The organism is Zobellia roscoffensis (genome assembly GCF_015330165.1).
Classification (GTDB): Bacteria; Bacteroidota; Bacteroidia; order Flavobacteriales; family Flavobacteriaceae; genus Zobellia; species Zobellia roscoffensis.
Genome location: NZ_JADDXT010000002.1, coordinates 3,122,417 through 3,137,664 on the forward strand (window position 1 = coordinate 3,122,417; position 15,248 = coordinate 3,137,664).

Below are 15,248 nucleotides of genomic sequence, written 5' to 3' on the forward strand. Positions count from 1 at the left end.
AAGTGAAACAAAACTCAAATAAACTATCGTACAAATGCATTGGCCATACCGCCATCTACATTAATAATATTTCCTGTAGTCTTATTCAATACACCAACACAGGCAAAGACCCCATCGGCAATATCTTTCGGATAAATAATTTCGTTCAATAGGTTGCGTTTGGCGTAATGTGCGGGAAGCTCTTCAACTGTAATTCCGTATGCTTTTGCACGTCCTTCGGCCCAATCTCCTTCCCATATTTTACTACCAACAATAACCCCATCAGGATTAACGGTATTCACACGTATTTTATCACCACCTAACTCTGCGGCTAATAAACGAGCCATATGTTGTTGGGCAGCTTTAGCTGTTCCATAGGCTACATTATTTGGACCTGAAACCAAACCATTTTTACTAGCAATACTAATAACGTCACCACCTAGGCTTTGTTTACGCATAACCGCTACCGCTTGTTTGGCTAGCTCAAATTGACCTTTTACAAGGACGTTTTGAAGAATATCCCAATCTTTCTCCGTAGTATCTTCTAAAGGTTTGGAAATGGCAAGACCGGCACTATGAACAACAATGTCTACACCACCAAATTCCAAACAAGCCTTTTTATAGGCATCTGCAACTGATTCGCTTTTTGTTACATCACAAACAGCATAGCTTGCAATATCTCTAGCGTAAGTAGCAACACCTTCTTTTAATCTATCTTCAACAATATCCGTCAATACAACATTGGCACCTTCTTCGGCCAACTTATCTGCAATAGCTTTACCTATACCGCCACCTGCACCAGTAACCAAAGCTACTTTGCGGGATAAAGGTTTTTCTTTTGGCATTCGCTGTAACTTTGCTTCTTCCAGCAACCAATATTCAATATCAAAAGCTTCTTGTCTTGGTAATGATGTGTATTCCGTAATAGCTTCTGCACCACGCATTACGTTAATGGCATTTACGTAAAATTCATTGGCAACACGAGTAGTCTGCTTATTTTTTGCAAAGCTGAACATACCTACACCTGGGTAGATAATTATAACCGGACTGGCATCTCTAACGCCAGGGCTATTATCACGTTTATGGTTGTCATAATAGGATTGATATTCCTTTCTGTACTGTTCAAAATCAGGTCGTAATTTGGCAAGAACAGCCTCCGTATCAGAAAGGTCTTCTTTAGCATCTAATTTTAATACTAAAGGCTGAATTTTAGTTCTCAAAAAGTGATCAGGACAAGATGTGCCCATAGGTGCCAAACGTTCTAAATCATTACTATTAATGTACTCAAGAACAACATCACTATCATTAAAATGACCTATCATTCTATTTTCAGAAGAACATAATCCTCTTAACATAGGCATAAGTTGAGCTGCTTTTTCCAAACGCTCCTCTTTTGCAAGACTTTCTATTTTTTGGCCACCAAATACACTTCCGTTTTCCGCAATCTTTTTTTCTATATACTCTGAAGCCATTTCAATAACTTCCAAACTGTTCATATAACATTCATGAGAAGTGTCTCCCCAGGTAAAGAGTCCGTGACTGCCCAAAACAATTCCGCGAATTCCAGGGTTATCGTTCAGGCATTTTTCCAGTTGAAGTCCTAAATCAAAACCTGGTCGTTGCCAAGGCACCCAGCCCATAGTATCACCCCAAATTTCTTTGGTTACTTTTTCACTGTCCTTTGCTGCGGCAACTGCAATTAATGCATCAGGGTGTAGGTGATCTATGTGTTTGAACGGAAGCAAACCATGTAAGGGAGTGTCTATAGAGGGTGCTTTACTGTCTAAATCATAAATACAATGGTTAAATAGACCAACCATGCGGTCTTCGTCTTCTAAACCACCGTAAACATTCTTTAAATTTCTTAATCTTTCGGTATAAAGACCCGCTATTCCAGCTTTAGTCAATGTACCAATATCCCCACCGGAACCCTTAATCCACATTACCTCTACATCATCATTGGTCAATGGGTCTTTTTCAATGGTCTTACAACTCGTATTGCCACCACCATAATTGGTGATTCTTAAATCTGCTCCAAGAATATTTGAGCGATAAAGAAAAAGAGCTACTTGGTCATCACCTAAAGCTGCTGCTTTTTTTTCATCCCAAAGATGGTCTACATACTTAAATTGTTGTGCTGTATTTTTCATTTGAAGGGTTATTACGTTTATTGACAAATGTAGATTATCAAATAAAGCTTTGTGTCCTGTACTGTACCGTCTAGGTAAAAAATAAATATGTGTATTTTGGGTAAATTACCAAATTACATCTTTACTATTGTGATATTATATGGCCATTAAAATTGAAAAAATAAAGACTTCAGCTGATGAATATATTTAATTTTATTAAAATAAACGAGAGCTCAAGAGTACCCAAATATAGACAGATTGTGGACTCGATTATCTATAATATCTCTGCTGGAAATCTAAAGATGGATGATAAAATTCCGTCTATAAATAGGTTTAGTGAAGAGTATCTTTTATCACGTGATACGGTAGAAAAAGCTTATAGTATTCTAAGGGAGCGAAAAGTTATTATTTCTATAAGAGGTAAGGGGTATTACATAGCACGAACCAAATTAATTTCAAAAGTTAATATACTTTTTCTTATCAATAAATTGAGTTCGTATAAGATGCGGATTTATAATTCTTTTATAGATAGTATTGGAGGAACGGCACACACCAATCTTTTCATTTACCATTGTGAAGAAGAACTTTTCCTTAACCTTCTGGAAAAAAATAGAAACGCATACGATTACTATGTAATCATGCCTCATTTTAAAACCGAAAAATTAAAACATACCAGTTACACCCCTGAAGTAATTAAGGCTATTGATCAAATTCCAAAGGAGAAATTGATTATAATGGACAACCCTGTGTCTGAAATAAAGGGTAATTATATTGAGACTTATCAGGATTTTGAGAATGATATTTATAATGCACTTAAGGAAGGTTTTGGTAAAATATCAAAATACGAAAAACTGATCATTACGTACCCGGAAGAATCGGTTTATCCTTATCCCAAGCGAATTTTACATGGATTCAGGAAGTTTTGCAGCGAGTATAATATAGATTTTGAAGTTCTAGACGAAATCTATGATGATATGATTTTGAAAAAAGGCGATCTGTTTATAACCATAAGCGAGTCTGATTTGGTAAATCTTGTCAATCAGATTCGTAATCAAGAATTTGAATTAGGGGATGATATTGGTGTTATATCCTATAATGATACCCCTTTAAAACAACTGTTGGGAATTACATGCATTTCTACAGATTTTCAAGTGATGGGTGAAACAGCGGCCCGCATGATTATGGATAAGAAAAAAGGGAAAGTAAAAAACCCATTTCATTTTATAGATAGGGATTCTATTTAAACTAAACAGTTTTCCGACAGAGCCAGTTTATTTTAATTGAACATATTTGAGGGAGTTATACGTATCTCCATAGCGTATAAAGTTCAAATTGCTGATATAAGTATTTTATCAGATATTCTAAAATATCTTCAATAATCAATCGAAAAAGAATTAAAGTAGTTCGGACACTTTATTTATAACTATTATTAAAAATAGGAAACCACTTTTAAAAATATAAAGAATACAACTTTTTAGTTTAGACAATAATATATAAAGTGTAGTACATTTTATAATACTGTCAACAAATTGGATAACAGATTGTTTTCAAGTCTTTGACTAATAGGTGTATAGTTGGTTCAATAGGGAGTCGTAACTCTACCGCCCCTACAAATCAAAATTTCGTAAATCATATGATTTACGAGGTTTTTTAGTTTAAAGCTCTAGCCACCATTCCTTTTTAGGGTAGTCTTCACCTAGTTGAAAACGCTCTCCAATTTCAGGTAGGAGAAAGGGTAATTGTTTTTCAATGGCTGTTTTTGTAAAACGGACTACGGGGTCTGTCCATCCATGCGGAGCTAATCTAAACGCACCCCAATGGATGGGCATGGCAATTTTGGCGTTTACATCCAACCCGGCTTGTACAGTTTCTTCAGGCATCATATGAATATTGCTCCAAGCTTCATTATATTGCCCGCATTCCATCATAGCAAAATCAAAAGGACCTAGCTTTTTACCTATTTCCTTAAAATGAGGCCCATAACCACCGTCGCCACTAAAGTAGATATTGTCAGTATTTGATTTTATGATCCAACTGGCCCATTGGGTGGCATTGCGGTCAGTAAGTCCACGTCCTGAAAAATGGCGAGAAGGTGCTGCGGTATATTGAATACCGTCTAAACTTGTGTCTTGCCACCAATCTAATTCGGTGATTTTTTTAGCCGAAATATCCCATGATTTAAGGTGTGAGCCAACCCCCAATGGAACGATAAAATGTTTTACATCGTCTTTTATTTTTTTAATGGTCGGATAATCTAAATGATCATAATGGTCGTGTGATACAATAACTACATCAATATTTTTTAATTGATCAAGAGGAATCGGTTTTTGATAGGCGAAACGTTTGGTGCCAAAAGGAAGGGGAGAGGCGATATCACCTAACATAGGGTCAATAAGAATTCGTTTGCCCTGTAATTCTAAGAGAAAAGCCGAATGTCCGAACCATGTAATGTGCGTTAGACTGTCCGTAGCTTGTAGAGATTCTTTTAGGAAGGCAACAGGCAATGGCTTATGTGGGTTCTTAGTATCATCAAATAACATATCTGGCATTTCCTGCATTGCTTCCCAAGGATTGCCAGGACTTGTTTCTGTTTGATTAACAAATACATCTTCATTATAGTTCTTAGAGTTTTGTATACGGTCCAAATCATCTCCTAATGGGCGTTGACCCATTTGTGGACTTGTATTCACAAAAATAGTGATGCCAATAATCAAGAACACTATGATCGAAACAATTGAAATGATTGTGTACCTGACGATTTTTTTTAGAGTTTTTAGCATGGTAACAGTGATTGGTTTATTTACTCGATAATCGAGATTAAATGGTCCGAGGCTTGCCTCGAAACCAAAATGTATTCCCTTTTATGCATCGTGGGCTTGCTCCAAGGTAGTTTACTAGGTAATTAGTATTCTTTCATTAAAGGGTTAAAACACAGATCTATTTTTTTGAGTTTCCATTTTTAGTATTGAACAATTGGGTTTTGAAATTTTCTTGTGGGACTGTTCAGAATTCAATTAAGTATATAACTCAATGGTCTACTTTTAAAATCAAAAAATACGGAAAAGCTAAGACTGGTTCTGTGTTTTAATTTTTTTAGTTGAAAAGAAAATAGAGAGGAGCATGGGGTTAAGCCTTTCTATTCGTCAAATTTTAGGAAAATGTAGTTATGAAGATAAATTAGTATCGGTTTTTTTATTGTATTAGTGCATCTTTTCGTAGATTTTGTCGGTAAATGATATCTGTCATTTAAAAGTCAACCCATATATGGTTACAACCAAGCATCTTTACTTTTTTTTTCTCCTTCTCTCAACAACACTGAGTGCTCAGTTTAACACTTTGAAATTCGAAAATTTTGAGACACCGGAAGGCTTATCAAGCAGTACCTGCTCAGAAATATTTCAAGATAAAGAGGGTTTTTTATGGTTTGGAACCATAGACGGACTCAATAGGTATAACGGCTATGAATTTGAAATCTTCAGGTCGGTTTTAAATGATCCTACATCTATTAGTAACAATAGGGTCAACACCATTACCGAAGATAAATTTGGTAGAATATGGGTAGGGACGAATAACGGCTTAAACGTTTATGATAGGCAGACCAATAAATTTACGCTTATAGATCTTTACGGTCCTTTGTCATTATCCAGCAGTCCTAGAAAAATAATTAACGATGTGGTCTATGACCTAACGGGGAATGCAATATGGGTAGCAACACAAAACGGAGCTATAAAAATTAATTTAGCGGAATCCGATTATTTGCAGAACCTTAAAATTTCTTATTACCTAAATGACACTTCAAACAATCGTTCTTTAGACAATAATCAGGTAAACAACATTCTTACCGCTGCCAATAATGAATTATGGATTACTACCGATGGTCAACATCTCAACCGGTACGATCGTTCTAAAGACGATTTTGACAGGGTACTTATCCAAAGTGAAAGACCCTATGAACTTAACCATATTCCTAAGAGGGTATTTATAGATGACGAGGGCGATTTTTTGATAGGTAACGACCTGTCCAATATGATTATTTGGAAGAGAGATAAAAATGAATTCAGCCACTTTTCTTTGGCGAATTCCCATATTCCGGTCAGTAACATCTACCAAGATGATACGGGTATTTTATGGTTGTCTACGGATGGTGAAGGTATATTTTTATACGATAAGAAAACGGATCAAATAACAAGACAAATCGTTAATAACCTTTTTGATCCTTTTTCCTTGGCCAATGATAAACCCTCTATAATTTATGAGGACCGTAGCGGCATTTTATGGATTGGTAGTTATGATAAAGGGGTGAGTAAGTTAGATCCTTCTAAATATTCTTTTGGTCACTATTATTACCAGCCGAACAATGAAAAAGGACTTAGTGAGAAAATAATACAATCCGTGCTAGAAGATGCAAAAGGGCGAATTTGGTTGGGAGCGTATAATGGCGGATTAGATTTGTTTGATGAAAAAAATGAATCGTACAAGCACTACAGTAGTGTTCCTGGAAACGAAAAATCACTCTCGTCCAATAAAATTTTATATACGTTTGAGTCTTCTGATGGAAAAATATGGATTTGTACGTTAGACGGAGGGCTCAATAGTTTTGACCCTGATACGGAGATTTTTGAGCGATATGAGAATGATGTATTCAACCTAAAATCAATAGGACAAAATTCCGTTTGGGCCGGACTCGAAGATTTTGAAAAAAGAATATGGATAGGTCTACGTACCGAAGGCTTAAATCTTCTAGACCCTAAAACAGGAGTATTTACCAGTTACAGAAATACTACTTTAAAGGATATAGGTCTTACCAGCAATATTATTCTGTATTTATATGTAGACACTAAGAAGCGTTTGCTCATAGGAACTACACTGGGGCTCAATATAGTTGAGTTAGATAAGCTTGAAACGTTCGCTCCGGAAGAAATAAACTTTAAAAGAGTAAATGAAGAAGGAATAGAGGGAAATAGAATAAATTATATAACACAAGATTACAAAGATAATATTTGGTTGGGTACAGATTCTGGGATTTTTGTACTCAATAAAGAGTTAAAGCCAATAAAGTCATATTCCTCGTTAGATGGGCTGCCCAATAACCTGGTGGTGGGGCTTGAGGAGGATGACAATCATAATTTTTGGATTACCACAAAAAGTGGATTGTCCTTTCTTGATCCTGAAAAGGACGAGATTAGAAATTTTAATGCGCATGACGGACTACAAGGTACCGAGTTTCAGACCAAATCCATAGATAAGACCAAGGATGGTAGAATTATTGCAGGTGGGCTTAATGGGTTCAATATATTTCATCCGGAGCATATAAAATTCCCTGCAGAGGTAAAATTAAAACCACTCATCACCAATTTTAAACTAAATAATAAAGCCGTTGTAAAAGGCGATTCCATAAACGGGCGCGTCTTAATACATAATGCTTTAGATTCTTTGGAAAATCTGCAATTAAAGTATGATGAAAATTATATTTCGGTAGAATTTGTATCGCTTTATTTTGAAAACCCGGAGCAAGTACAATACGCATATAAAATGCACGGGTTGGATGATGATTTTGTAAATATTGGAAGCAACAGAGTTGTAAACCATTCCAATTTAGAGCCGGGAGACTACATATTTGAAGTAAAAGCATCCGTTGACGGTAAGTGGGCCAATGCCGGTTCTGCTAAGTTGAATATTGAGATTTTGCCTCCATTTTGGAAAACCTGGTGGATGTATCTTGTCTATGCCATTGCCGGTGGTTTATTGTTGTGGGCTATAATGTATTATTACACACAAAAAGTAAGAGAAGATCAGAAGCACGAGTTAGATCAGATGAAACTGCAATTTTTCGTGAATGTTTCACATGAGTTCAGAACCCCTTTAACCCTAATTTTGAATCCGGTAGATAAGATACTTTCCAGTATTAATGAGTCTAGTCCTATGATGAGCTCGGCACAGACTATTCAACGTAGTGCCAGACGATTATTACATTTGGTAAATCAATTGTTGGATTATAGAAAAATGGATGTCGGCATGATGCCTTTACATTTAGAAAAAGGCAATATTGTTAAGTTTTCTGAAGATATCTTTACGTTGTTTAAAGATTTAGCAGACCAAAAAGAATTGAATTATACGTTCACATCGGATTCAGAAGTACTATTTGCTCATTTTGATTTGGACAAAGTTGAAAAAATCATCACCAATCTTATATCCAATGCCATAAAATTTACGCCATCGGAAGGAACCATAGTGGTATCCATAAATGAGGTTACCCAAAAAGTAAAAACATATGAATCTGTTTTCTTCTATAAGGAGAAAATGGGTGATTATGTAGAAATTGTAGTTAAGGATAGCGGTAGAGGGCTAGATAAGATACAGTTGAAGAATATTTTTTCTAGATTCTATAACCTAGATCCGTCAAAAACGGGAACCGGTATCGGGTTGAACTTTAGTAAGGCTTTAGCTGAAATGCACGGTGGCGATATTGGGGTGGAAAGTCAATCTAAAAAAGGCAGTAAGTTTATAGTAAGGTTGCCATTAAACTTAGATAAAGAGGCTACCAGCACAGAGAATATAAAGAATGAATTCCGTATTAACTCTATGAAAGCCGTTGAATATGAAATGCTTACTACTAATGAATTAGTAACAAAGAAGGATTTTCAAGAGCAGGTCGGAGACGAGAATCGTCCAAAAGTGCTTATAGTAGAAGATAATAAGGAGTTGCGTACGCATTTAGTAAACGACTTAAGGGAATTCTATCAAGTTAAACAGGCTGCCAACGGGGAGAAAGGGTTGAAGATGGCTAAAAAACATCTGCCGGATATTATTATTAGTGATGTAATGATGCCCATAATGGATGGTTTTGAACTTTGTAAAGGCATAAAGAGTGAATTTGAAACCTGTCATATTCCAGTATTACTCTTAACGGCAAAAAGTCTGGATGATGATAGAATAGAAGGGTATCATAGTGGAGCAGATGGGTATTTGTCAAAACCTTTTGTTACTCGGGTTTTGATCGCTAGAATCAATAATTTGTTGGAAACAAAGAAAAGACTACGAAAACGATTTTCAGAGATAGGAGGTATCTTTCCTGCAAGTGAAGTTACTACCAATACTATGGATGAAGTGTTTTTGGATAAGGTAACAAAAACTATTCTGGACAATGTGGGTGATATGGACTTTAAGCAAGAAGACCTTCTTAAAGAATTAGGCATTGGAAGGTCTCAGCTATACCGAAAAATTAACTCATTAACGGGCAATAATCCCAGTCATTTTATGCGTACCGTACGATTGCGTAAGGCTTCTGAACTTTTAAAGGAGAATCAATATTCTATAAAGGAGATTTCGTATATGACCGGTTTCAATTCTACCGCATACTTCAGTAAAACATTCCGGGAGCTTTTTGATGTAACACCAACAGAATTTACGGAGCAACAAGAAACCGAATAGAAATAAAAAAAGCAGCTGTATAAATACAACTGCTTTTCAGCTCAACTAACTCAAAACTAAATAAACGATTTTTCTAGTACCCAGGATTTTGTAATAAACTAGAGTTCAAACTTGTTTGCGTAGTTGGCAAAGGAAACAAGTAATTATCTCTATCAAAATTACGTGTTGACTCCGGCTGTATTACAATACATAACCTTTCTCCAACTCCTGTGGTTGTGGTTTCAGGTGCAAAATTATAAGAGCTTGGAGAGTAGAGGTCATCATTACCTTCATATACTGTTCCTTCAATTACAGCTCCATATATAGCCTCACCTAATTCTTCTTCTGCAATTCCCCATCTTTTTAGGTCTGTATATCTAGAAGCACTTTCCGCATATAGTTCAATAGCTCGCTCTCTTCTGATTTCAGTTTCAATATCCATACCATTAGCAGATAAAAAGGCATTGCTGATAGGTGGTAAGCCCGCTCTGGCTTTTACCAAATTTATAGACTCGTCCATTTCAGCATCGGTAAGAGTGCCATTTAACTCATATAAGGCTTCGGCATACATTAAATATACTTCTGCTAAACGTATAAATGGCATGTCATAGGCTTCGGTTTTTGTTACTCTATAAGCATTTTCAGTGCCCCAATTCCAACTCATGAATTTAGAATTGAAGTAACCGTAGTTGTTTGTTCCACTTAAAAGTACGTCTCCGTTTTGTGGAATTTCACCAAGGTTTCTGTGGTAGGTGAAATAGGCCCTCATTCTATAATCTCTGTTTTGAAATTCATCGGGCGTATTTGCATAGCCTTCAAACAATGGAGAATCGGTTATAGGTAATCCGTCCGTAGCTAAGAATAAATCCATCATTTTTCTACTAGGCTTTAATCTACCTTCATAAACGTGACTTACAAGGTCACCTGCTTGCCTATATGTGAAATCATATTTACCATAGAGAATAAACTCTTTATTTGTAGACTTGTCCAATCCGGCCGGGTTAGAACCAGAATCTTCTAAGTTAAATAGGAAATTCGAACTCAAATTATCTAAACTGGAGTTGTAATCCCATAATTCAAAAGCTCCTGAATTCATTACCGATTGGGTAAGTGTAACAACCTCCTGCAAATAAGGGGTAATATTGGCGTTATCAAAACCAGCACTTCCTGCTCCGCTACTGGTGCCATCACCATCAGTGGTAGTTCCCACATATTTCATCCAAGTGGCTTCATGTAATAATACTTCCGCCTTAAAAGCCATAGCGGCCTCTTTACTAATTTTTCCTTTGTCTTCAGAGCCAATAATTAACTCATTTGGCAATCCGGCAATAGCATCGTCTAAATCACTTATAATTTGAGTAACAACTTCGTATCTACTGTTACGAGGGGCATCTAATTCTTCAGAATCAATACCTAAAGGTTCGGTCACAAGAGTTACACCACCATAGCGTTGTACCAAAAAGAAGTACTGCCAAGCTCTATGAAATTTGGTGGCTGCAACATATTCGGCAATACTTTCCCCTCCCTCATAACTTTCAGCTCGTTCCAATAGAAGGTTCATATCCCTAATGTATTCATAGGTATCTGTATAATATTCATCATCTACAGGAGGTAGAGTTTGGCCTCTTCCATAATCCTGCATACCACCATCTTCAAAATAACCGACTAAGTCCGAACCGTGATCTGAGAATATGCCTTGGTCATCCCTCCATGTTAACAAGTATGGATAAAATCTATTGGATCCGGTTAAAAAATGCTCGGCCTCGGAATAGTAAACATCATCTGTTATAGAAGCTGGTGGTGTTAAGTCTATAAATTCGTCCTCACAAGAGGTGAAGAGTACCATTGCGCATGGTAAAATTATATATAGTAAATTTTTCATCTGTCTGTTTTTTATATGTTGATTACAAGGATACTTTTACGCCTAACGCCCATGTACGCATAAATGGATAGGTATTATTATTTGCCCCAGCTATAGATTCTGGGTCATACCCGTCTTTTACTTTGGTGAATTCAAATAAATCATTGCCAGAGAAGTAGATACGCAAGTTATCAATAGGTCTGTTGGCTATTTTAAGGTCTTTAAAATTGTACCCTACAATCAAAGATTTTAACCTAACATATTTATTGTTCTGTCTCATGAAATCATTGTTTACATAATTCCACCCTGCGGCACCACGTTGTGTAGATAGTCTAGGAAATTCAGAATTAGGGTTTTCTTGGGTCCATGTTTTTCCTAACCACGATGCAGATTGGTTTTGCCAAACTGCTTGAAAAGGAGCAGAAAAATATCCGGTTCTAACAATATATTGTTGTAGTGCACCTTGAAAAAATGAACTAAAATCCCAGTTTTTATATTTCAAATTTAAATTGAAACCGTATACATAATGAGGTGAAGAATCACCTTGGAAGGTAACATCATCCGTATCAATAACCCCATCTTCATTGGTGTCTACAATTCTGGTGTCACCAGGAACTAATTCTGCAGCTGATCCCTGATCGGCCAATATTCCTCCGGAATAAGTTGCGTAGTACTGATCAACTTCTGCCTGATTTGCAAAAAAGCCATCAGTCTCATATAAGTAAAAAGAGTTAATTGGTCTACCTTCAACAACTAAATCATCGTTATTATCGCTTGAATCAATTAAATTCAATCCCGGAACAAAAGAGTCTGCACCTTCATATGATGTAATTTCGTTTTTAGAGTCGCTCATATTCGCACTTACGCTAATTTCTAAATCACCCACATTACCGTTCCATCCCAATTGGGCTTCCCATCCTTTTGTCTCTAAAGAACCAGAATTTGTAAGTGGAGCGGTAGTACCAAGAATATCAGGGTATACAAGGCTAATAAGCATATCTTCATTGTCTTTTTGGTAATAATCAAAAGAACCGAAAACGTGGTTGTTGAATAATCTAAAATCTAGACCAACTTCTTTTGTAATAATTCGTTCCCATGTGGTAGTATCACTAAACAAACTACTAGCTCTAGAAGTTACCTGTTGACCTGCATTGGTTTGGCCGAAAACCGTATTGCCAAAATTGACAGTTGATAGATAACCAAAATTATCGAACCCGGAAGTACTACCTAATTCACCATAACCTCCACGTAGTTTTAAGAAGTTAATGGTGTTGCTATCCTTTAAAAAGTTTTCTGAACTTATCACCCAACCACCAGATGCACTAAAGTAGTTAGACCATTTATAGCCATCTGCGAATCTTGAAGATCCATCTCTTCTACCTTGTACTTCCAACAAATATTTTTGCTTGTAATCATAAGTTAAACGACCAATGTAACCGAAAGACCCCCATGTGTTTCCGCCACCTTCTGTTTCAATATTTTGATCTGTTGCACCAAGGTTTAAATCATAAACACCATAATCTACAAACCCTGCTCTTTTAGCTCTAAGTCCGTTATTTTCATTTCTTTCAGCTTCTATTGCCAGTAAGCCGGTTACATTATGGTCTCCAAAGCTATTATTATAGTTTAAAGTGGATTTGTAGTTTTTATAAGTTATGTTGCTTGTTTCTTCTTCGATGTATGTATTACTAGGGGCCGTTATATTAGTAGCAAAATCGCCTTGCCAACTATACAAAGGAACTGATAATGCGTATTCTTGATCTTCACTTTGCTGCCTGTTAAATGCGTAAGAACCAGTCACATTTAAATGATCTGTTATTTTATACGTGGCTTGCGCAAAAATTTTCATTTGTTCATCTATAAAATTTTGGCGTCCACCGTCTATAACCTGTGCTACGGCATTTCTCTGTCCTGCTATATCTACACCTCCAAAGACAGAATAATATTGACCTTGATCATTATAAGCAGGAAATAAAGGAGCATCGTATGCAGCTGCATCTCTTGCTAAACCTCCTGTAGGCCCTGAAACATGTCTGTGAAAATAGCTTATATTGGTGTTCAACTTTAACCTGTCGGTAACGTCAACATTATAGTTCAGATTAAAATTAAATCTGTCTGAAGAATCATCGGCAACTTTTAATCCACCAACGTTTTCGTCATAACCAGCGGAAATACGGAAGTTGCTTATCTCAGTACCTCCGGATACGCTAATATTATGTTGGTTAGAATATGAGTTTCCAAAGAGGTCATCAAATCTGTTTCCTTCGGCTAACCAAACTCTTCCGTTAATAGGTAAATCATAATATCCTTCTTCTCCTGCAGCTATTCTTCCTAAAGTTTCACGATTGTTCCAAAAGAAATAGTTTGGACTTTTACCAGCAGCTGCATCAGAATCAACAGCAGCTAAATAAATATTGCCATATTCTGTCATAGTTGGTGTTGGTGGCCGAATTCCAATTGTACCAAGACGGGTAATCGTACTTAATTCTACTTTAACGTCCCCTCTACCTTTTTTGGTAGTAACTAAGATTACACCTCCTGCGGCACGAGAACCATAGACAGAAGCTGATCCACCTTTTAGAACACTTATACTTTCTATGTCGTTCGGGTTCATTTCGTTAAACGAGGTTGAATTGATGGAGGGTACACCATCAATAACAATTAATGGGTCTATTCCATTAACAGAAGAAGAACCCCTAATCAAGAAGTTTATATCTTCGTTTCCAGGTCTAGACGACCCTCTAGTTACGACTAATCCAGGTGTTCTACCTTGGAGAGCCAATGCAGGACTACCGGTTGCTATATCTTCAAAAGCTTCTGCTTTTACCTGTTCAACGGAGCCGGTTAAAGTTTCTTTCTTAGCAGTACCATAACCAACAACGACTACTTCATCTAGAGCAGCAACATCAGTAACTAGTGAAACATTGATTGTGGAATTGTTACCAACGGTAATTTCTTGAGAAGCAAACCCAATGGAAGAGAATACGAGTATACTATCGGTAGAAGGAACGTTGATAGAGTAATTCCCGTCAAAATCAGCCGTGGTACCGGTGTTGGTTCCTTTTACGATTACGTTGGCCCCAGGGATTGGTAAGCCGTCTTCTGCACCTATTACAGTACCGCTAATGGTCGTGTCTTGAACATCTGTAATGTCCGGAATACTATTACTGCCTGTAGCGGCATATAGTTTAGTACATGTGCCGCTAATAAGAAATGTTAAGATTCCTAAAAGACCGGCCACATACTTCAAGTTGGATCGATAGTTTTTTTCAGTGGTCATAAAAGTGTTATTTAATAGTTTTTGTTGAATTAATTTTCCGATTCATATGAGCTACACATGAGCCGATTAAATTGTTAAGCCAATGTTAAAGAGAATAGAAGCCAGAACCGATAAATTATCATTCATTGATGATAAACTATTGTTCATTATCAGTTTCAATAACCATAAATTGGGGTATTCATAAAAAATAGGGTTGAAAATTTGAAATTGTTGGAAAGAACGATGAAACAAAAAAAGACAGGATTTTTAAAGGATTATCTTATATGGTTTTTAGCCAGAAAAATAAATAAGAAACAGGAGGTTTAAAATTAGAGCTTGTCTTCAGTAGCTCATAAGTACTGTAAATACGCTTGTCTTTTAGCATATAAACTAAAATTTGAATAGAATTTTAAAAAGAGAAATAGGAGGAGAATAAAATTCGTTCAATGAAAAACAGGAATAAAATCATACCAGCAAAAAAGTGCCTAACGTTCAAAAATTGAAGATTCTTAAAAACTCCAAAATGTACATGAGTATTTCAGCTTAGCATGCAAATACTACATATTATACCAACAAAAGGCTATTATTTTATAGCTTATGAATCATAATT

At 36.3% G+C, this 15,248-nt stretch carries 6 protein-coding genes; 2 read left to right on the top strand and 4 right to left on the bottom strand.

Features of this window, described 5'->3' with window-relative positions; all coding sequences use genetic code 11:
* Positions 1–23: 23 nt before the first annotated feature.
* Positions 24–2,129, bottom strand: a complete 2,106-nt coding sequence (locus IWC72_RS12905) for a bifunctional aldolase/short-chain dehydrogenase (RefSeq protein ID WP_194530022.1) — start codon at positions 2,127–2,129, stop codon at positions 24–26.
* Positions 2,130–2,305: 176 nt separating this feature from the next.
* Here IWC72_RS12905 and IWC72_RS12910 point away from each other — a divergent pair, with 176 nt between their 5' ends.
* Positions 2,306–3,352 carry a GntR family transcriptional regulator gene (locus tag IWC72_RS12910; RefSeq protein WP_194530023.1) on the top strand — a complete coding sequence of 349 codons (1,047 nt, stop codon included), beginning with the start codon at positions 2,306–2,308 and terminating at the stop codon, positions 3,350–3,352.
* Between the two features lie 411 nt (positions 3,353–3,763).
* Here IWC72_RS12910 and IWC72_RS12915 read toward each other — a convergent pair whose 3' ends face one another.
* On the bottom strand, positions 3,764–4,888 hold the full coding sequence (locus IWC72_RS12915; RefSeq protein WP_194530024.1) for an MBL fold metallo-hydrolase: 1,125 nt from the start codon (positions 4,886–4,888) through the stop codon (positions 3,764–3,766).
* Between the two features lie 556 nt (positions 4,889–5,444).
* Between IWC72_RS12915 and IWC72_RS12920 the strand changes: the two genes are divergently transcribed.
* Positions 5,445–9,539, top strand: coding sequence for a hybrid sensor histidine kinase/response regulator transcription factor (locus IWC72_RS12920; protein WP_226979558.1), 4,095 nt, complete (start codon positions 5,445–5,447; stop codon positions 9,537–9,539).
* A gap of 73 nt (positions 9,540–9,612) precedes the next feature.
* Here the strand turns inward: IWC72_RS12920 and IWC72_RS12925 are convergent, their stop codons facing one another.
* Positions 9,613–11,400: a RagB/SusD family nutrient uptake outer membrane protein gene (locus tag IWC72_RS12925; RefSeq protein WP_194530025.1), complete on the bottom strand. Its 1,788-nt coding sequence runs from the start codon at positions 11,398–11,400 to the stop codon at positions 9,613–9,615.
* Between the two features lie 22 nt (positions 11,401–11,422).
* Positions 11,423–14,659 (bottom strand): SusC/RagA family TonB-linked outer membrane protein, encoded by a 3,237-nt coding sequence (locus IWC72_RS12930; RefSeq protein WP_194530026.1) that lies wholly within the window; start codon positions 14,657–14,659, stop codon positions 11,423–11,425.
* Positions 14,660–15,248: the final 589 nt, after the last annotated feature.

Bases quoted from the DNA above. Each gene is read 5' to 3' on its own strand.
- IWC72_RS12905 (WP_194530022.1), bottom strand. From the start codon at position 2,129: ATGAAAAATACAGCACAACAATTTAAGTATGTAGACCATCTTTGGGAT.
- IWC72_RS12910 (WP_194530023.1), top strand. From the start codon at position 2,306: ATGAATATATTTAATTTTATTAAAATAAACGAGAGCTCAAGAGTACCC.
- IWC72_RS12915 (WP_194530024.1), bottom strand. From the start codon at position 4,888: ATGCTAAAAACTCTAAAAAAAATCGTCAGGTACACAATCATTTCAATT.
- IWC72_RS12925 (WP_194530025.1), bottom strand. From the start codon at position 11,400: ATGAAAAATTTACTATATATAATTTTACCATGCGCAATGGTACTCTTC.
- IWC72_RS12930 (WP_194530026.1), bottom strand. From the start codon at position 14,659: ATGACCACTGAAAAAAACTATCGATCCAACTTGAAGTATGTGGCCGGT.